Origin of the sequence: Maricaulis sp. (assembly GCF_039978735.1) — a bacterium.
Classification (GTDB): domain Bacteria; phylum Pseudomonadota; class Alphaproteobacteria; order Caulobacterales; family Maricaulaceae; genus Maricaulis.
Map to the genome: position 1 here is coordinate 148,663 of NZ_JBDWAS010000014.1, position 18,313 is coordinate 166,975.

Consider the following 18,313-nt stretch of genomic DNA (forward strand, 5'->3'; position numbering starts at 1 on the left):
TCCGGTTTGAGGTCGGACCTGTGGTCCGGATAGTCTGGTATCGGCCGGTAGGAGACAGAGCATGCGTGCATTTCTGGCAGGAGCGGTGACGGGGCTCGCCATGTTGATGGCCGCCGGGACGGCACAGGCCCAGCCCGCGGTCTATCGCGTGGTCAATGTCGACAGTCATGACGTACTCAATGTGCGCAGCACGCCCAGTCCGACGAGTGCACTTGTCGGCTCTCTGCCGCCCGGAGCAAGCCGGGTCGAGATTCTGGAGACGCGGCACGGCTGGGGCCGGGTTCTGCTTCGAGGCGCTGAGGGCTGGGTCAGTCTCGCCTATCTGGCGGAAGACGCGCGGCCGGACATTCCCGGACAGTCAGCGCCGGGCGGCTTTACCTGTGCCGGCACCGAGCCCTTCTGGGGGATCGAGATCGATCCGGACGGCCAGGGGCGTTTCAATGACGCGATGTCGCTGGGTGAGGAACGTGATTTCGAGGTGCGCGATGCGCGCACGGCGCGAGGCCGCATGCATCCCTTCGTCTACCGGTTCGAGGGGGAGGTGACCGGATTTGCGCTTGTATCGCCGCAGGCCTGTTCTGACGGCATGAGCGATCTCGGCTATGGCTGGCATGTCAGCGCGGATATCGAAGACGGTGACGGACGCCGGCTGCTGGACGGGTGCTGCCGGACACCGGTTGCAGAATAATTTCCGGGTGCTGCATCCGGACGGGTTCCCGGCGGCAACCTGGTATCGAAAGGCACCGCGGGGTGCCGCCGGAAAGGGACAAATGCGATGGTCGAGATCTTTGAAAGCTATTGGTGGCTGCTGTTTCCGCTGGGCTTTTTTATCGCCGCAGGCTGGGGCAGTTTCATGCGCTACAAGCGCACCCAGGCCAAGATCGATCTGATCAAGAGCTACACCGCGGCTGGCAAGGAACCGCCGGCCGAACTGCTGGCCTCGCTCGACAGCGACAATACGCACCGCCACGAGTATCACACGTCTGGCGATGAGAGCGGTGGAAGCCCCGGGGGCGGTCACGTCTTCCTGGTCGTGCTTTTCACCGGTCTGGCCGGGGTCTTTGCCTATACCGGCTATGCCGGTCTGCTGGGCGGCGCCACCCGTGAAATGTACTTCATTTCCATGGTCCTGGGCGTTCTGGCGGTGGCATTCCTTTTCAGCGGCCTGTTTTCGCGCCGCCGCAGGAATGACTGATCATGCAGACCCCCGACGACGCTGCGCTGGTCGCGGCGGCGCGGTCGGGATCGGATCAGGCCTTTGCCCGCATCGTGGACCGGTATCAGTCGCCGGTCCGCGGCTTCCTGCGGCGGGTGAGCGGCAATGATGCCGATGCCGACGAGATCGCCCAGGATGCCTTCGTCGACGCCTGGACGCATCTGCGCAGCCTGCGCAACGGGGCCAAGCTGAAATCCTGGCTGTTCGCGATTGCCTGGCGCAAGGCCAAGGCGCGGGCCCGCTCAATGGCCCGCACGCGCACCCGCGAGACGGCCTGGCAGGCCGTGCAACCGGCCAGTGACGAGCCGCAGCACGAGATGGCACTGGCGATGCAGCAGGCGCTGGTGCAATTGCCGGCTGAACAGCGCGCCGCGGTTGCGCTGTGCCTGGCCGGCGGCTGGTCGCACAGCGAGGCGGCAAATGTCTTGGACTTGCCGCTGGGTACGGTAAAATCCCATGTCAGCCGGGGCCGCACCCGTCTGATGGCCATTCTGGGAGTGGATGATGCGTGAACACGATCCGCTGCAGGATTTCTTCCGCGCTGGCGATGTGCCGGCGCGCGATCCCGGTTTCCGGCTTGCCGTGATGGCCGATATCGCCCGCCGCCGCTTCCGGCGGGAACTGGCCGAACGGCTGGGGCAGGGGCTGGTGGTGTGCCTGCTCGTGCTGATCATGGCCCCCATTGCCGGAGACGTTCTGGAAACCCTGTTCCGGGGCGGGGAGGCCCGTTTCGCCCTTGTGACGCTGCCTCTGGCTCTGGGCGCGGCCCTGATCGGCCATTTCTGGCTGAACGGCCGGCTGCATGTGCGCCTGCCGAATTTGCTCTAGCCTGGACCCGGATTCCGGCGTCAGCCATTTGCCCCCGCGACGCGGGCGTGAATCGCCTATACTCGCGCCCGGACAGCGGGGAGGTGCGCATGCTGGTCCTGATTACCGGTCTGGTTCTGTTTCTGGGCGTTCATTCGCTGCGCGTGGTGCCGGGCGCGCGGCCGGCCCTGCAGTCGGCGCTGGGGGAAACACCCTACAAGCTGGCCTATACCGCGATCTCGCTCGTGGGTTTCGGCCTCATCATCTACGGCATGATGCTCGCCCAGCCTGTCGCCGGAACCGTCTGGGCACCGCCGGTCTGGACGCGTCATCTGGCCTTCACCCTGGTGCCGCTGGGGCTGATCCTGATCGTTTCCGCCTATGCGCCGGGACATATCCGCCATTGGGTACGCCATCCCATGCTGGCCGGGGTCATGCTGTGGGCAGGCGCGCATTTTCTTGCCAATGGGGAGCGCGCCGCGCTGGTCCTGTTCGGCAGTTTCTTCGTCTGGTCGCTGGTGACCTTCGTGTCGTCCTGGCTGCGCGAGACCCCGCCGCCGGTGGTGAAGGGCTGGGGCGGTGATCTGACGGCGATCGTCCTGGGCGCTCTTGCAGCCCTTATCATCATGAATCTTCACATGTATCTGTTCGGCGTGGCCATCATCGGATAGTCCGCCTGCATCCAATTCCGCACAATGGTGCATCAAGGTGTCAAACGGGCAGCATTGTGCGGACCCGCCCAGATACGGGAGTTACGAAAATGGACCTGACAGTCATGCTGGTGTCGATGTCGCCCTTCATCATGGTGGTGGCTATCGTCTGGATCGCAATGAGCGCGGTATCGCGCAATCGCCGGGCGACGCTGCGCGTCGTCGAGGAGGCGATCCGCAACGGGCAGACCATGACGCCGGAGACGATCCGCGCGCTGGGTATGCCGCGCAAGGATTCCAACGGCGATCTGAAGAGCGGTTCGATCCTGGTGGCCATCGCGCTGGCCCTGATCGTCCTGGGCTTTGCCATCTTCGGTGTCGAGGGTGACGAGGAAGCCATGTACATCATGCCGGCCGTCGCAGCCTTCCCGGGCCTGATCGGGCTGGTGCTGATCGGCTTTGGCCTGTTCGGCAAAAAAGACCAGGCCTGAGGAGGACGCCGCCGATGAAGGCGCCGGACGAAGAACTTGTCGCCCTCGTTGTCGCCACCAAGAATGCGGCGGCTTTCGGGGAGCTGGTCCGGCGCCACCAGGGGCTGGTCAGGGCGATGCTGCAGCGCATGTGCCGCAATCATGCCCTGGCCGACGATCTCGCGCAGGACGCCTTCATCCGCGCCTACGAGAAGATCGGCACCTTCACCGGCAAGGGCGCATTCAAATCCTGGCTCTGCTCGATCGCCTACACCGAATTCCTGATGGCCGCACGCAAGCGGCGCTCCACGGAGCGGGCGATGGAGAAGTTCAAGACGGGGCTGGATGACAGCGAAGCGCCACGGGACATGGGCAATGTGGTTGATCTCGACCGGGCGCTTGCCACATTGAAGGAGGAGGAACGCATCGCGGTCGTGATGTGCTACTCCTGCGGACTGTCGCATTCCGAAGCCGCCGAGGCGACCGGGATGCCGCTGGGGACGGTGAAATCGCATGTGAACCGGGGGCGGGCCAAACTGCAGGCCTACTTCCAGGAAGCTGAGGAAATGGCGTCATGACGATGGATGATGCATTCGATGCAAGGCTGAAGGCGGCCTTCGCCGACGCCGCAGCCCCGCTGGAGCGCGAGAGCGAGAGCGAAGCCTTCTCCAGATCGGTGGTGGAACGCCTTTCGCGTCCGGACCGCAAGCGGGTCCTGATCCTCGGCGGTGCCGGGTCCACGGGGTCTGCCATTGCCGGGACCCAGCTTGAGAGCGTGCTCGGCAACATGCATGTGCCTACTGAAGGCCTGTTGGCCAATGCCGGCTTCCTGATGTCGCCGGAAGTGCTTGCGGCCGCCGCCATGGCTGTGGCCGTCGGTCTTGTGGCTGTGGTTCTGCCGCGCCGGATTGCCGGCTGATACCGCACCGGCGAGCGCGGGCTTTTGCACCGCAACATTGTGAGCTAGTCTCTCCGGCCAACCCCGGAGAGACAGCCATGTCCGCCCAGACCCAGACCCGCCGCATCACAGCTCCTGAAATCCGGGCCCGCAAGGGTGGTGAGCCGATTGTCTGCCTGACGGCCTATGACGCGCCGATGGCGCGGCTGCTGGACCCGCACTGCGACCTCCTGCTGGTCGGTGACAGCGTCGGCATGGTGGTGCACGGGCTTGATTCGACCATCGGCGTTACCCTCGACATGATGATCCTGCACGGCCAGGCCGTGATGCGCGGCGCCAAGCGCGCGCTGGTCACCGTCGACATGCCGTTCGGCAGCTACGAGAAATCGCCGCAGCAGGCGTTCGAGAATGCGGCCCGCATCCTGTCCGAGACCGGCTGCCAGGCGATCAAGATCGAGAGCGGCACCTATGCCGCCGAGACGATCGATTTCATGGCCCAGCGCTCGATCCCGGTGATGGGCCATATCGGGCTGAGGCCCCAGGCGGCGCTGGCCGATGGCGGTTTCAAGGCCAAGGGGCGTACCCGTGCGGAACGTCAGAAAGTGATCGACGAAGCCATGGCGACCGCGGACGCAGGCGCCTTTGCCATCGTTGTGGAAGGCGTGGCCGAGGATCTGGCGCTCGAGATCACCCAGAAAGTGCCGGTTCCCACGATCGGCATCGGTGCTTCGGCAGCCTGTGACGGCCAGGTTCTGGTCACACAGGACATGCTGGGCGTGTTCGAATGGACGCCGAAATTCGTCAAGCGCTATGACAACCAGGCCGAACGCACCACCGCTGCGGTGCAGCGTTATGCCGAGGAGGTGCGCGATCGCAGCTTCCCGGCAACGGCACAGGTCTACACCATGACGCGTCAGGACGGTTGAGCTCTGTTGCCGCCCGGCGCGGGTAAGGCTAGGGTCCCGCGCAAACCTTTGGGTATGGGCACAAGAACGACGGAGCCACATCGACGTGGTCGATATTTTCGAAGAAGTCGACGAAGAACTTCGCCGCGACAAGTATCAGGATTTATTGCGCAAGTACGGCCCCTGGGTGCTGGGCGGCGCGCTGGCGATCATCGCCGGTGCGGCCGGTTACCAGGGCTGGAACGCCTGGCGTACGGCGCAGCATGAGGCGTCGTCCGATGCCTATGTGTCTGCGCTGCGTGCGGCCGAGGCGGGCAATTACTCTCTGGCATCGACCGGATTCGAGACGCTCGCCGAGGACGGCGTCGGCGGCTATCCGGAACTGGCGCTGTTGCAGCGCGGTTCGGTGGCGCTGGAAGAGGGCGATCGCGAAGCGGCTGCCGGTTTCTTCGACCGGGCGGCCCGCCAGGCGTCCGATCCTGTCATTCGCGATCTGGCCACGCTGAAATCGGTCTGGGCCCGGTGGGAAGCGCTCAGCTTCAACGATATCGAGATCCGCCTGACGCCACTGACCGGCGACACCTCGCCCTACCGCTTCCTGGCGCGTGAGGCGATCGCTGCGGCTGCGCTGCGCGATGGCAATCTCGAACGCGCCCGCGAAACCTACCAGCTGATCAGCTTCGGCTTCGACGCCCCGCAGGGCGTGCGGCAACGCGCCCAGGAAGCCCTGGCCGTGATCGCGAGCCGGTCGGCGACGCAGGCACCGGCCGAAGCCGCAGGCGGCGAAGCTGAAGCCGATATGCCGGCAGGCGACGTGACGGAAGACCCGTCACCGGCCGGCGATGATGAAAATGACGCCGGGGAGCCAGGCGATGAATAGTGTCGAGCGTATCCGTAATCTTCTCGCCGTGGCGCTGATCGCGCCGCTGGCTGCCTGTTCGTCGATCCCGGACATTCCCAATCCGCTCAATGTGATCCCGGGCATCGGTGACGACGATGATGAAAATCTGAACGGCACGGCGCCGGAAGATAACCGCGTTTCGATCATGTCGTTCGAGCAGGGGCTTCAGCTCGATACCGAAGCGGCGCCGGTCGATCTGCCGACGGCGTATGTGAACCAGGTCTGGCCGCAGCCGGACGGGTATCCGACCCATGCCCTGCAGCACACCCAGGCCAGCGGCCCCCTCGAAGTGGTTTGGCGCCAGAGCTTCGGTGAAGGCTCGGACAATAACCGCCGTATCATCGCGCGGCCTGTTGTCGCCGATGGCCGCATTTTCACGATCGACGCCAACGGCGTGGTCTTCGCTCACGACGCCGATGGCGGCAGCCGCCTCTGGTCGACGCGTCTGGAAGGCCCCAACCGGCGTGACCGCATGTCCTTCGGTGGCGCCGTCGCCTATGATGGTGGCCGTATCTACGCCCATTCCGGCTACAACTATTTCGTGGCGCTGGATGCCGAGAGCGGTGACGAAATCTGGCGCAGCGAAGTGCTGGTTCCCTTCCATGGGGCGCCGACCGTGGCCGATGGCCGTGTCTTCGTGACCAGCGACAATAACGAGCTTCTCGCGCTCGACGCCGATGACGGCACCGTCATGTGGACCCATCCGGGTATCGTCGAGACGGCCCGCCTTCTGACCGCGCCGTCCCCGGCCGTGCTGGGCGATCTGGTCATTGCCCCCTTCGCCTCGGGCGAGCTCATTGCGCTGCGTGTGCAGAACGGCAATCCGATCTGGTCGGACAGCCTGTCCGGCTCGTCCCGTCTGACCGCCGTGTCCGAGATCAACGATCTCGCCGGCAGCCCGGTCATCATGGAAGATGCCGTCTATGCGATGAGCCATTCCGGCCTTCTGGTGGCGATCTCGCTGCGCACGGGCGAGCGTCTGTGGACGCAGCCGGCCGGCGGTTCCCAGGCACCGTGGGTGGCAGGCAATTATCTCTTCGTCACCACGAATGAAGCCGAGATCGTCTGCCTTGATCGCCGCGACGGATCCGTCCTCTGGATGACGCAGCTGGACCTGTTCGAGAACCCGAACAAGCGCCGGGATCGCATCGCGTGGACGGGCCCCGTTCTCGCCGGTGGCCGTGTTTTCGTGGCGTCCAGCAATGGCCAGGGCGTGGTGCTGAATGCCTATGATGGCGAGGTGCTGCGCGAGATGGACCTGCGCGATGATGTCTTCATCGGTCCGGTCATCGCCAACGAGACCATCTATGTCCTCACCGACGAAGCGCGGCTGATCGCAATCCGCTAACGGCAAATCGGGCATCCAGCGGCTTTTTGTGATTTCATTCCGCGTGAAATTGCTCTAGGCGCTCGCCAATGACTGCATATCTTCCCCGCATCGCCGTCGTCGGACGGCCCAATGTGGGCAAATCCACCCTGTTCAACCGGCTGGCCGGAAAGCCGCTGGCGATTGTCGACGATCGCCCGGGGGTCACGCGTGACCGCCGCGAGGCGCGCGGCCGGTTGGGCGACATGGAACTCCTGCTGATCGATACGGCGGGCTATGACGATGGCGAAAAGGCCGGTCTGGACGCTGAAATGCGCACCCAGACCGAGATCGCGCTCGAGGATGCCGATCTCTGCCTCTTCCTGATCGATGCCCGTACCGGCGTGACGCCGCTGGACAAGAGCTTTGCCGATGTGATCCGCCGCTCGGGCAAGCCGGTCGTGCTGGTCGCAAACAAGTGCGAAGGCCGGTTCGGCGAGAGCGGGTTGATGGACTCCTATGGCCTCGGCCTGGGCGAGCCTGTCCCCCTGTCGGCGGCGCATGGCGGCGGTATCGGCGATCTCTATGACGCCGTCGAGACCGGCCTGGGCGCCATGGCCCGCGATGCCAAACGCTATCGTGACGACAGCGAGAATCCGCCGCTGCGGATCGCCGTGATCGGCCGTCCGAATGCCGGCAAGTCGACCCTGATCAATGCGCTGATCGGCGAGGAACGCCTGATTACCGGTCCGGAAGCGGGGATCACCCGCGACGCGATCTCGATCGACTGGATGTGGGACGGCCGCCGGGTACGCCTGCACGACACGGCAGGCCTTAGAAAGCGCGGCAAGGTCAATGACCGGCTGGAGCGGATGAGCGCGGCCGACACGCTGCGCGCCGTGAAATTTGCCGAAGTCGTGCTGCTGATCGTCGATGCCGGCCACCCGCTGGAAAAGCAGGACCTGCACCTGGCCGACATGGCCTACAAGGAAGGCCGGGCGGTCGCGATCGCTGTTTCCAAGATGGACCTCGTGCACCAGCGCGACGCCTTCATCAAGGACATCCGCACCGAGTTCGAGCGCCTGCTGCCGCAGATGACCGGCGCGCCGATCCTGCCGATCTCCGCCCTGAAGAAGAAGGGGCTGGAGACGATCATGCCGGCCCTGTCGCGACTGCATACCGACTGGGATGCCAAGGTGAAGACCCGGGATCTCAATGACTGGCTGCACGAGATGATCGAGCGGCATCCGCCGCCCTCGATCAATGGCCGCCGCGTCAAGCCGCGCTATATCACCCAGACCAAGGGCCGTCCGCCGACTTTCGTGATGATGTGCTCGCGCGCCAGCGAACTGCCGGAAAGCTACAAGCGCTATCTGGTGAACGGGCTTCGCGAGGCCTTCGATCTGCCCGGTGTGCCGATCCGTCTGATCGTGAAAGCGGGCAAGAACCCTTACGCCGATGGCGAGCGCGGCGGCAGTGCGCCGGTCCGGGCCGGAGCGCCGGCGCGGGCCAGCATGCCGCGCATCCGTCAGAAGCCCAAGGGCGCCGCCGGATCGGTCAAGAAAGCCGGCAAGCCGGGCAAGGCGGTCGGGCCGCGCAAGCGCAGCTGACAATAGCCGGTCCTTCCTGCACGGCGCTCAGGACGTCTCCAGCCGGTATTTGCGGAAGACCTCGCCCTCATAGGTGATCTCGCCCACCATCTCGGCGCCCAGCCGGGCCAGACCGCGCACATGGCGGCGCGAGGGCGGCAGGAGGAAGGTCACATGGGGGATGCGCGCATCGGTGCGGGCATAGGCGAGGGCCTTTCGGATGATCGCGAGGCCGAGACCGAAATCCTGCGGCCGCAGCACCAGGCCGTAATCCCAGTCCTCGCCTTCCTTCTGGAAGCCGCCCCAGCCGGCATAGCGGCCGTCCGCCAGGATCGCCCAGTGTCCCAGCCCGTCCCGCGCCCAGCACGCCTCCTTGGCGGCGATGAAGGCTGTGCAGGTCTCCATGTCCCACCCGTTCTTCAGCAGGGGCATGTGCTCGGCCAGACGCGGATCGGACATGTGGTCCAGGATCGCGTCAGGCGCGACCCCGGTCAGGCGTATGAAGGTAATGTCAGGACGCTGAGGCATGACGCCAGCTAGCACCGGCCCGGGGCAACGGGAAGCCGGTGCGTCACGCGCTCACGGCAAGTTGAGCGCTAGCCCTCGAACCGCACGATTTCGCCGTGGCGGGCGCAGTCCGGGCCGACCAGTTCGGCGACCAGCGGCCACAGGGCGGCCGGTTCCGGCAGGGAGTTGGGATCCTCGCCCGGGAAGGCCTTGGCGCGCATCCGCGTGCGCATGGCACCGGGATAGACGACATTGATGCGCAGGCTGGGCGAATTCACGTGCTCGGCAGCCCAGGACTGGGCGAGGGCGTCGAGGCCGGACTTGGCGGCCGCATAGGGTGCCCAGAAGGCGCGGCGCGAGCTGGCGGCGCCCGAGGAGATGAAGACGGCGCGGCCGGCATCCGACGAGAGCAGCGGGCCTTCGAAGGCGCGGATCATGCGGGCCGGGGCGACGAGGTTCACACCCAGCACATTCTGCCAGGTCTTGGCCTTCACCTGCGCGGCAGGCGTCAGCTCGCCCAGCGCGCCGGCATTGGCGATCATGATGTCCAGCTTGCCCCACCGGTCGGTGACGATCTGGCCGAGCTGCTCGATCCCGTCTTCCGACATCAGATCCATCGGCACGAGCGTCGTGGTTCCGCCGGCGGCCTTGATGGCGTCGTCCAGTTCTTCCAGGGCGCCCTGCGTGCGGGCGGTGGCGATCACATGGGCGCCGGCCTTGGCCAGTTCCAGGGCCAGAGCCCGGCCAATACCCCGCGAGGCCCCGCTGACAAGAGCGAGGCGGCCTTTCAGATCGATGTCGGTCATGCGTCCACCAGAAGCGAGAGCTGGAATTCCTTGGCCGAGAGGTCCCGGTCATGGTCGACGAGACGCGTCGGATACTCGCCGGTGAAGTAGTGGTCGGCGAGTTGCGGGTTGGCGTCATTGCGCCCTTCGCCGCAGACGGCCTGGTAAAGACCGTCGACCGACAGGAAGCCGAGGCTGTCGGCCTCGAGCTTGGCGGCCATCTCGTCGAGGTCCATGTTCGCGGCGATCAGTTCGGCCCGTCCGGCCATGTCGATGCCGTAGAAGTCCGGGAATTTGATCGGCGGGCAGGCCGAGCGGAAATGCACTTCGGACGCACCGGCCTCGCGCATCATGCGCACGATCTTCAGCGAGGTCGTACCGCGCACGATCGAGTCGTCGATCAGCAGGACGCGCTTGCCGCGCACCACGGCGGCATTGGCCGAGTGCTTGCGGCGGACCGACAGGTCGCGCCGGTCCTGGGTCGGCTGGATGAAGGTTCGGCCCACGAAGTGCGAGCGGATGATGCCTAGCTCGAAGGGAATACCGGAAGCTTCCGAATAGCCGATCGCGGCCGGCACGCCGCTGTCCGGCACGGGCACGATGACATCGACATCGGCCGGGGTTTCCATCGCCAGCTGGCGGCCCATCTGCTTGCGGGCCTCGTAGACCGAACGGCCGCCGATGATCGAGTCGGGGCGGGCAAAATAGATGTATTCGAAGGCGCAGATACGGGCCGGATGGGCCGGGGCGAAGCGTTCGGAGCGGATGCCGTCCTCGCTCACCACGACAGCCTCGCCGGGCTCGATATCGCGTACGAAACTCGCACCGACCATGTCCAGCGCACAGGTTTCCGAGGCGAAGATCACCGCGTCACCCAGCGTGCCCATCACCAGCGGCCGGATGCCGTAGGGGTCGCGCGCCGCGATCAGCCGGTCATTGACCAGCGCCACGAAAGCGAAGGCGCCCTGGACCTGTTTCAGTGCCTGCAGGACACGATTGGTCAGCTTGGTCTTCTTCGACTGGGCAGCCAGGTGCAGCACGACCTCCGAATCGGAGGTCGACTGGAAGATGGCGCCGTGGCTGACGAGTTCCTCGCGCAGGACGCGGGCATTGGTCAGATTGCCGTTATGGGCGAGGGCGATGCCGCCGCCGCGCACATCCGAATACAGCGGCTGCACATTGCGCAGCACCGACGCACCCTGGGTGGAATAGCGGGCATGGCCGATCGCGACCTTGCCGGGCAGGCGTTGCGGCATGTCCGGCGAGGTGAAGTTCTCGCCGACAAGGCCGAGATAGCGCTCGATATGGAAACGCGACCCGTCATGGGTCGCGATGCCGCAGGCTTCCTGTCCACGATGCTGCAGGGCGTGAAGCCCGAGCGCCGTGAGAACACCGGCATCTACCGCATTGTAAACGGCGAAAACACCGCATTCTTCCTGGGGGCGATCCGTCTCGGGATCGTAAGTGAGCGTGGCAGTTTGGGGGTTGGCCTGGCTCATCCGTCCTCGTCCTGGTCATCCGTGGTCGAACCGATGAGGTCATCTAGTCGGTTTCGGTCGCGGCTTCCATAGGAGCTGTCATTATTTCTTATTGTTTCTGCAATCGGGTCGTCCTCGCCATAGGGCAGGGGACGGGTCTCGGCCAGTCGCGAGGTCTCGGGCGCCAGTGTCTGCAGGGCCCGGGCCGTTGCACCGACCAGCGGATAGATGCGCGCCTGGGTCACCCAGGCCGGCGGGCGTCCGCTTTCACCCATCGTTGCGGCCATGAAGATCACACCGAGACCGAGCAGGACCAGACCGCGCACGACGCCGAATACGAAGCCGAGCGTGCGATCGACCACATTCACATCCTCGCCCTTTGCCAGCCCCTTGGACAGGGAACTCGTCACGAAGGTGACGGCCAGGTAGATCAGGATGAAGACGGCTGCACCGACGGCAACAGGTGCCAGCCAGTCGGGGTCGATGATTTCGCGGGCCGGACCGATGAAGACCGGCAGGCTCCACAAGGCTGCCAGTGAAGCGGCAACGAAGGCGGTGACTGACAGGGCTTCGCGGACAAAGCCGCGCACCAGCGCCAGGAGGCCGGAAATCAGCAGGATGGCGAGGCCGATCCCGTCGAAGGCACTCAGCGTGCTATCCATCCCTGCAACTCCTACTCTCCCGCCAGAGCCCGCAAAGTCTGCACCAATTCGAGCGCCGTGGCCACGCCATGCACCCGCACGGGTGCGTTACCGTCGGCCGCTGCCTGGGGCGCGATGGCCGAGTCGAAACCGAGCTTGGCGGCTTCCTTCAGCCGGGCCTCCGAACGGCCGACAGGCCGAACATCGCCGGAAAGACTGATTTCTCCGTAAACAACGCCCTTGCCGGGCAGTGCCACATCCATTGCCGAGGAGACAATCGCGGCGGCGACGGCCAGATCGGCGGCCGGTTCGGTGATTTTCAGCCCGCCGGCGACATTCAGGAAGATGTCGCGATTGGAGATATTGACGCCGCAGCGCGCTTCCAGCACGGCCAGCACCATGGCCAGGCGTCCCGAATCCCAGCCGACCACGGCGCGGCGCGGCGTGCCGAAAGCGGCGGGCGCGACCAGGGCCTGGATTTCCGACAGGACCGGCCGCGTGCCTTCCATGCCGGCAAAGACGGCGGCACCGGGATTGGCCTCGGCGCGGCCATCGAGAAAGAGAGAGGAGGGGTTGGCGACCTCACCGAGTCCCTTGTCGCCCATCTCGAACACACCGATCTCGTCAGTCGGACCGAAGCGGTTCTTCACGGCGCGCAGGATGCGGAACTGGTGCGAGCGCTCGCCCTCGAAATAGAGCACCGCATCGACCATGTGCTCGACCACGCGCGGTCCGGCGATCTGGCCGTCCTTGGTGACATGGCCGACCAGGATGACGGTGCAGTTCCGTTTCTTGGCAAAGCGGACGAGTTCCTGGGCGCAGGCGCGCACCTGGGCCACCGTGCCCGGCGCGGCCGCCAGCTGGTCGGTCCACAGCGTCTGGATCGAATCGATCACGACGATGTCCGGTTTTTCCGACTTCAGCCCGTCCAGAATGTCGTTGAGCGAGGTCTCGGCGGCCAGCGCCACCGGCGCATCGGCCAGACCGAGCCGCCGGGCGCGGCGGCGCACCTGGTCGATCGCTTCCTCGCCGGAAATATAGATGGCGCGCGTATTCTGGTTGGCCAGCTGCGCCATCATCTGCAGGAGAAGCGTCGACTTGCCGATGCCGGGATCGCCGCCGACCAGGATGGCCGAGCCGGGCACCAGCCCGCCGCCTGCGACCCGGTCCAGCTCGTCTATCCCCGAACGCAGGCGCGGCGTTTCCGGGGTCTCGGCGCCGAGATCGACCAGTTCCAGGCGGGCCGCGCGGCCACGTTTCTTCGGAGCGGTTGCCTGTGTGCCCAGGGGTGCGGATGCGGCTTCCTCGACCAGGGTGTTCCACTGGCCGCAATCATCGCACTTGCCCGCCCATTTGGAATGGACGGCGCCGCAGGACTGGCAGACATAGACGCTATCGGATCGGGCCATGTGGGTGTGTCTCCTTCTGTTTGCGCACAGTCAAGCAGGGGAGGATGACAGAATGTGTCCGGGGTCAGCGCCGTTTGGCAGCCGGCTTGTAGATGCGGTGGAAACGCAGGCCCAGGCGGACCAGGAATTCGTAGGAAATCGTGGCGGCGCTGTCGGCCATGTCCTCGATATCCCCGCCGAGGAAGCAGACCGGATGCCCCGGTGCGAGCGGTATATCGACATCGGTCACGTCGACACCGATCAGGTCCATCGAGACCCGTCCCAGGATCGGCACACGGGTCTCGCCGATCCGGCCGAACCCGCCATTGCCGAAGGCGCGCAGCAGACCGTCGGCATAGCCGGCCGCGACCGTTGCGATGCGGCGCGGCGTGTCAGCCGTGAAGGTTGCGCCATAGCCCACCGTATCGCCGGGCCGCAGCGTGCGGATCTGCAGGATCGGCGCGTCGATCTCGACCGCCGGTTCGAAGGGCGAGGGATAGCCGGGCGCGGGAACCCCGCCGAACAGGGCGAGCCCCGGCCGCAGCACGTCGAAATGATAGTCCGGCCCCAGCAGCACGCCCGCGGAATTGGACAGCGAGGCGGGAATGCCGTGAAAGGCCTCGCGGATGCGGGAGAAGCGTTCCAGCTGCCGCGCATTGAGCGGATAGACCGGCTCGTCGGCGCAGGCGAGATGGCTCATGATCTGCCGCACATCGATCGCATCCAGCCGGGCGGGATTGGCGATCAGCGCGTCGGTTTCCTCGGGGCCGAGGCCCAGACGGTTCATGCCGGTGTCGAAATGCAGGGCGCAGGGCAGGTCCGGTGCCTGCTCGCGCAATTGTTCCAGCTGGGCGAGCTCGTTGATCACCGGGAAGAGCTCGGCCTTGCGCAGGGCCGGCAGTTCGGCGGGCCAGAAGCCGTTGAAGACATAGATATCGGCCGGGCGTCCGGCGAGCGCCGTGCGGGCCTCTCGGCCCTCCGACGTATGCGCGACATAGAAGGTGCGGCAGCCGGCATCGGCGAGGGCCGGCACGACTTCCATGGCGCCGAGCCCATAGGCGTTGGCCTTCACCACCGCGCCGGCCTCGGCGCCGGGCGCGAGGTCGCGGACCTTGCGGTAATTCTGCTGGATGGTCGCCAGATCGATGATCAGGCGCGGAGCGGGTTCGGCGCGTGTGTCAGTCGGACTCGTCGTCATAGCGGGTCTCGAGATCGGTGAACTTCGTCAGCATGCCATCAAAGTGGAGCTTTGCCGATCCGATCGGGCCATGACGCTGCTTGCCGATAATGACTTCAGCGACTTTCTCAATCCGGCGGAACTCTTCTTCCCAGGCGAGATATTCCGGCGTGTCTTCACGCGGCTTCTCGCGTTCCTTGTAATAGGCTTCCCGGTAAACGAACAGCACGACGTCAGCATCCTGCTCGATCGAGCCGGATTCCCGCAGGTCCGACAGCTGCGGTTTCTTGTCGTCGCGATTTTCCACCTGACGTGACAGCTGGGAGAGGGCGATCACCGGGACGGCGAGTTCCTTGGCCAGCGCCTTGAGGTTCTGGGTGACCTCGGAGACCTCTTCCACCCGGCTGGCGCCGGCACGGGCGCGCGAGGAGGTGACCAGCTGCAGATAGTCGACCACGATCAGGTCGAGGCCGTGCGTGCGCTTGAGACGCCGCGCCCGGGCAGCGAGGGCGGAGATGGGCAGACCGCCGGTATCGTCGATATAGAGCGGCAGACCCTGGATCTCGAGCACACCGTCGCGGATGTCCTCGTACTGGGCCGCATCGATCGTGCCCTGGCGGATCATGTAGCCGGGAATGCCGGTATGGTCGGCGATCAGACGCGTGGCGAGCTGTTCAGCTGACATTTCCAGCGAGTAGAAGCCGACCACGCCGCCATTGACGGTCTTGCGTGTGCCGTCGGGCTGTTCCTCGTACCGGTAGGCCTTGGCGATGTTGAAGGCGATATTCGTCGCCAGCGAGGTCTTACCCATCGAGGGTCGGCCGGCGAGGATGATCAGGTCCGACGGGTGCAGCCCGCCCAGCTTGCGGTCCAGCTCTCTCAGACCCGATGAGATACCGGCCAGCCCGCCTTCGCGCTCATAGGCCGCCGAGGCGGTTTCCACCGATTCCGCCAGTGCCTGCTTGAAGCTGACAAAGCCGCGCGAGGCCGAGCCTTCCTCGGCCAGATTGTAGAGCTGTTGTTCGATGTCCTGGATCAGGGCACGGGCCTGGATCTCGGCATCGCCACCGCCACTGGCGGCATTGGCCAGGTCGTGGCCGATGCGGATCAGTTCGCGGCGCAGCGCCAGCTCGTAGATGATCTTGGCGTATTCGACAGCCGCATTGCCTGTCACCGCGCCTTCCATCAGGACGGCGAGATAGGTGGTGCCACCGATTTCGCGCAGCCCGTCATCGCGGTCGAACTGGGTTTTCAGCACCACGGCATCGGCCAGCGAGCCGCGGCCGATCAGGTCGGCGGCCGTTTCATAGATGCGGCCGTGGACCGGGTCGTAGAAATGCGCCGGCTTCAGCCAGTCGGCGACCCGGTGATACATCTCGTTGTCATACAGAAGCGCACCCAGAAACGCCTGCTCCGCATCCAGGTTGTGCGGCGCCGTATCGGCATCGGCAATCTCGGAGCCGTTCTCGACGAACGGCTGCAGCGCGGTGGTCATTCCGGTTGTCCCCTGTACCTCGCCCGCAGGCGAAGAGCGGATCAATACCGGTCCGGATCGCCCGTGACCACTGTCGAACACTGTCAGATGCAGCTGCCGGCCCGGTCGGCGTTAACGATTGTTGATGGCTGTGGATAACGTTAAGTGCGCCTTGCCTGTCATGGTGTTGACGGTTGGGGCAGGAGAGTTTCAGGAGCGGGAAAACAAGGGGTTGCGCGGCCGGGTTATCCACAGTGCGACTGTTACGCGACGGGCCGGGACCGGAAAGGCGTGGTCGTACGGAAGATCAGGACAATGGCGACCATCTGGATCACGGTCAGCCAGGCGCCGATCGCACCGCCGTCATAATAGGGCAGGAAGGTCGACAGCACCCAGGCCGTTTTCGCCGCAATGAAGTGCACGAGGATGGCGGCAAAAGCCCAGCGGGATCTGAATATGGCCAGCACGGTGGCCAGCGCCGCGCCGGCAAAGGCGATGATGATCGCCGTTTCCAGCGGCCATTCGATCACCGGCCGCACGTCCTCGAACGTCACATTGGGTTCCAGATCGACATATTCGTCGACCGAGAACACATAGAGGCCGAGAATGAAATAGCCCTGCGACAGGGCGAGCAGGAAACACAGGATCACGCCAAGCCAGCGCTCGACGAGACGGAAAACAACCGGAAAACCCATTCGCGTCTACTCGGCACGGAAGCAGGTCCGGCCATCCCCTACAATTTGATACGCTAGCGCGCGTCATCCGGATTGGCGAGGTGCAAAGAAAAAGGGCGGCCCGGCGGGCCGCCCTTTGAAAACTCGGGAACCTGCAGGGCTTACTGCTCGGTTTCCTCGGTCTCGGCTTCGTCGCCGGCCGTTTCGGCTTCCGCAGCCTGCTGGGCAGCCAGTTCCTGGCCTTCCTCGCTGGCTTCGAACAGGGCCGCAGCCTGGGCTTCGGCGATGGCGCGATCTTCGTCGGCCTGGGCCGCGATCACGTCTTCACCGGCCGCCTGGCGCTCGGCTTCCTCTTCGGAACGGGCGACATTGATCGACACCGTCACGGAGACGTCGGCGTGCAGCTTGATGCGCACATCGTGGACACCCAGCGTCTTGATCGGCGAGTTCAGCACGACCTGCGAGCGGGCAACCGAGGTGCCGCTGGCCGACACGATGTCGGCGATATCGCGGGAGGTGACCGAACCGTAGAGCTGACCGCTCTCGCCGGCCTGGCGGATCATGACAAAGCTTTCGCCATCGATCGTTTCACCCGCCGTGGCCGCTTCCGCAGCGCGTTCGGCGTTACGCTTTTCCAGCGCTTCGCGTTCGGCTTCGAAACGGGCCAGGTTGGCTTCGGTGGCGCGCAGCGCCTTTTCCTGCGGCAGCAGGAAGTTGCGGGCGAAGCCCGGACGCACGGAGACAACGTCACCCATGGCGCCAAGGTTTTCCACGCGTTCAAGGAGAACCAGTTTCATGTGTCAGTCCTCCCTCAATCGACCACGTACGGCAGCAGGGCCAGCTGGCGGGCGCGCTTGATGGCGCGGGCCAGTTCACGCTGCTTCTTGGCCGAAACCGCGGTGATGCGGGACGGCACGATCTTGCCGCGCTCGGACATGTAGCGGAGCAGCAGCTTGGGGTCCTTGTAATCGATCTTCGGCGCGTTTTCGCCGGAGAACGGGCAGACCTTGCGGCGACGCATGAACGGACGGCGTGCCGGCAGGTTGGAAATGTTTCCGGAAGACATCTGTTAAGTCCTTTCTAGCTGCGCTCGCGACGGCCGCGACGATCGTCCTTCTTGGACAGGATCGCGGACGGCTCTTCGCTGTGGTCCTCGACACGGACCGTCATGTGACGGATCACGTCTTCGGACAGGCGCTGGATACGGTCCAGTTCGGCAACGACATCCGCCGGAGCGTCCATGTCGATCAGGCCGTAATGGCCCTTGCGGGACTTGTTGATGCGGTAGGCAAGGTTGCGCAGACCCCAGTATTCGGTCTTGCCGGTCTTGCCGCCCTTCTCTTCGATCAGGGCTTTGGTCTCTTCGATGAGAGATTCCATCTGCGCCGGGGAAATGTCCGGACGCGCAATGAAGATGTGCTCGTAAAGTGCCATGTCGGCTCCCTTC

At 65.2% G+C, this 18,313-nt stretch carries 23 protein-coding genes; 12 read left to right on the top strand and 11 right to left on the bottom strand.

Annotation, left to right across the window (positions count from 1 at the left end; all coding sequences use genetic code 11):
- Positions 1 to 61 precede the first annotated feature (61 nt).
- The 12 genes from ABJO18_RS04375 to der all read left to right on the top strand — a co-directional run bounded on the left by ABJO18_RS04375 (position 62) and on the right by der (position 8,763).
- The gene (locus ABJO18_RS04375) at positions 62 to 688 is read left to right on the top strand and encodes an SH3 domain-containing protein (RefSeq protein WP_348508150.1); all 627 of its coding nucleotides are present in this window, start codon (positions 62 to 64) and stop codon (positions 686 to 688) included.
- Between the two features lie 87 nt (positions 689 to 775).
- The gene (locus ABJO18_RS04380; protein WP_348508149.1) at positions 776 to 1,195 is read left to right on the top strand and encodes a hypothetical protein; all 420 of its coding nucleotides are present in this window, start codon (positions 776 to 778) and stop codon (positions 1,193 to 1,195) included.
- Between the two features lie 2 nt (positions 1,196 to 1,197).
- A complete protein-coding gene (locus tag ABJO18_RS04385) occupies positions 1,198 to 1,728 on the top strand; it encodes an RNA polymerase sigma factor (protein WP_348508148.1) in 531 nt (176 codons plus the stop codon).
- Positions 1,721 to 2,044: a hypothetical protein gene (locus ABJO18_RS04390; RefSeq protein WP_348508147.1), complete on the top strand. Its 324-nt coding sequence runs from the start codon at positions 1,721 to 1,723 to the stop codon at positions 2,042 to 2,044. The genes ABJO18_RS04385 and ABJO18_RS04390 overlap by 8 nt, the downstream gene beginning before the upstream one ends.
- 89 nt (positions 2,045 to 2,133) lie before the next feature.
- Positions 2,134 to 2,694 (top strand): NnrU family protein, encoded by a 561-nt coding sequence (locus ABJO18_RS04395; RefSeq protein WP_348508146.1) that lies wholly within the window; start codon positions 2,134 to 2,136, stop codon positions 2,692 to 2,694.
- Positions 2,695 to 2,783: 89 nt separating this feature from the next.
- Positions 2,784 to 3,164 carry a DUF6249 domain-containing protein gene (locus ABJO18_RS04400; RefSeq protein WP_348508145.1) on the top strand — a complete coding sequence of 127 codons (381 nt, stop codon included), beginning with the start codon at positions 2,784 to 2,786 and terminating at the stop codon, positions 3,162 to 3,164.
- A 14-nt stretch (positions 3,165 to 3,178) separates the two neighbouring features.
- Positions 3,179 to 3,721, top strand: a complete 543-nt coding sequence (locus ABJO18_RS04405) for a sigma-70 family RNA polymerase sigma factor (RefSeq protein WP_348508144.1) — start codon at positions 3,179 to 3,181, stop codon at positions 3,719 to 3,721.
- Positions 3,718 to 4,062 (top strand): hypothetical protein, encoded by a 345-nt coding sequence (locus ABJO18_RS04410; protein ID WP_348508143.1) that lies wholly within the window; start codon positions 3,718 to 3,720, stop codon positions 4,060 to 4,062. The genes ABJO18_RS04405 and ABJO18_RS04410 overlap by 4 nt, the downstream gene beginning before the upstream one ends.
- Before the next feature lie 77 nt (positions 4,063 to 4,139).
- A complete protein-coding gene (gene panB / locus ABJO18_RS04415; protein ID WP_348508142.1) occupies positions 4,140 to 4,967 on the top strand; it encodes a 3-methyl-2-oxobutanoate hydroxymethyltransferase in 828 nt (275 codons plus the stop codon).
- Between the two features lie 85 nt (positions 4,968 to 5,052).
- A complete protein-coding gene (locus ABJO18_RS04420; protein ID WP_348508141.1) occupies positions 5,053 to 5,826 on the top strand; it encodes a tetratricopeptide repeat protein in 774 nt (257 codons plus the stop codon).
- Positions 5,819 to 7,195, top strand: coding sequence for a PQQ-binding-like beta-propeller repeat protein (locus tag ABJO18_RS04425; protein WP_348508140.1), 1,377 nt, complete (start codon positions 5,819 to 5,821; stop codon positions 7,193 to 7,195). Before ABJO18_RS04420 ends, ABJO18_RS04425 begins: the two co-directional genes overlap by 8 nt.
- Before the next feature lie 68 nt (positions 7,196 to 7,263).
- On the top strand, positions 7,264 to 8,763 hold the full coding sequence (der, locus tag ABJO18_RS04430) for a ribosome biogenesis GTPase Der (RefSeq protein WP_348508139.1): 1,500 nt from the start codon (positions 7,264 to 7,266) through the stop codon (positions 8,761 to 8,763).
- Between the two features lie 27 nt (positions 8,764 to 8,790).
- Here the strand turns inward: der and ABJO18_RS04435 are convergent, their stop codons facing one another.
- The 11 genes from ABJO18_RS04435 to rpsF all read right to left on the bottom strand — a co-directional run bounded on the left by ABJO18_RS04435 (position 8,791) and on the right by rpsF (position 18,300).
- A complete protein-coding gene (locus tag ABJO18_RS04435) occupies positions 8,791 to 9,270 on the bottom strand; it encodes a GNAT family N-acetyltransferase (RefSeq protein ID WP_348508138.1) in 480 nt (159 codons plus the stop codon).
- A 68-nt stretch (positions 9,271 to 9,338) separates the two neighbouring features.
- The gene (locus ABJO18_RS04440) at positions 9,339 to 10,055 is read right to left on the bottom strand and encodes an SDR family NAD(P)-dependent oxidoreductase (RefSeq protein ID WP_291884286.1); all 717 of its coding nucleotides are present in this window, start codon (positions 10,053 to 10,055) and stop codon (positions 9,339 to 9,341) included.
- Positions 10,052 to 11,533 carry an amidophosphoribosyltransferase gene (gene purF, locus ABJO18_RS04445; RefSeq protein ID WP_348507697.1) on the bottom strand — a complete coding sequence of 494 codons (1,482 nt, stop codon included), beginning with the start codon at positions 11,531 to 11,533 and terminating at the stop codon, positions 10,052 to 10,054. Before purF ends, ABJO18_RS04440 begins: the two co-directional genes overlap by 4 nt.
- On the bottom strand, positions 11,530 to 12,174 hold the full coding sequence (locus tag ABJO18_RS04450) for a CvpA family protein (RefSeq protein ID WP_348507696.1): 645 nt from the start codon (positions 12,172 to 12,174) through the stop codon (positions 11,530 to 11,532). Before ABJO18_RS04450 ends, purF begins: the two co-directional genes overlap by 4 nt.
- Before the next feature lie 11 nt (positions 12,175 to 12,185).
- Complete coding sequence (radA, locus tag ABJO18_RS04455) at positions 12,186 to 13,562, bottom strand: DNA repair protein RadA (protein WP_348507695.1); 1,377 nt, start codon at positions 13,560 to 13,562, stop codon at positions 12,186 to 12,188.
- A gap of 64 nt (positions 13,563 to 13,626) precedes the next feature.
- Positions 13,627 to 14,739, bottom strand: coding sequence for an alanine racemase (alr, locus tag ABJO18_RS04460; RefSeq protein ID WP_348507694.1), 1,113 nt, complete (start codon positions 14,737 to 14,739; stop codon positions 13,627 to 13,629).
- The gene (locus ABJO18_RS04465) at positions 14,720 to 16,213 is read right to left on the bottom strand and encodes a replicative DNA helicase (protein WP_348507693.1); all 1,494 of its coding nucleotides are present in this window, start codon (positions 16,211 to 16,213) and stop codon (positions 14,720 to 14,722) included. Before ABJO18_RS04465 ends, alr begins: the two co-directional genes overlap by 20 nt.
- A gap of 242 nt (positions 16,214 to 16,455) precedes the next feature.
- Positions 16,456 to 16,887, bottom strand: coding sequence for a hypothetical protein (locus ABJO18_RS04470; RefSeq protein WP_348507692.1), 432 nt, complete (start codon positions 16,885 to 16,887; stop codon positions 16,456 to 16,458).
- 140 nt (positions 16,888 to 17,027) lie between these two features.
- Positions 17,028 to 17,663: a 50S ribosomal protein L9 gene (rplI, locus tag ABJO18_RS04475; RefSeq protein WP_348507691.1), complete on the bottom strand. Its 636-nt coding sequence runs from the start codon at positions 17,661 to 17,663 to the stop codon at positions 17,028 to 17,030.
- Between the two features lie 14 nt (positions 17,664 to 17,677).
- Positions 17,678 to 17,932 (bottom strand): 30S ribosomal protein S18, encoded by a 255-nt coding sequence (gene rpsR / locus ABJO18_RS04480; protein ID WP_138510340.1) that lies wholly within the window; start codon positions 17,930 to 17,932, stop codon positions 17,678 to 17,680.
- A gap of 14 nt (positions 17,933 to 17,946) precedes the next feature.
- Positions 17,947 to 18,300, bottom strand: coding sequence for a 30S ribosomal protein S6 (gene rpsF / locus ABJO18_RS04485; protein WP_291884275.1), 354 nt, complete (start codon positions 18,298 to 18,300; stop codon positions 17,947 to 17,949).
- Positions 18,301 to 18,313 lie beyond the last annotated feature (13 nt).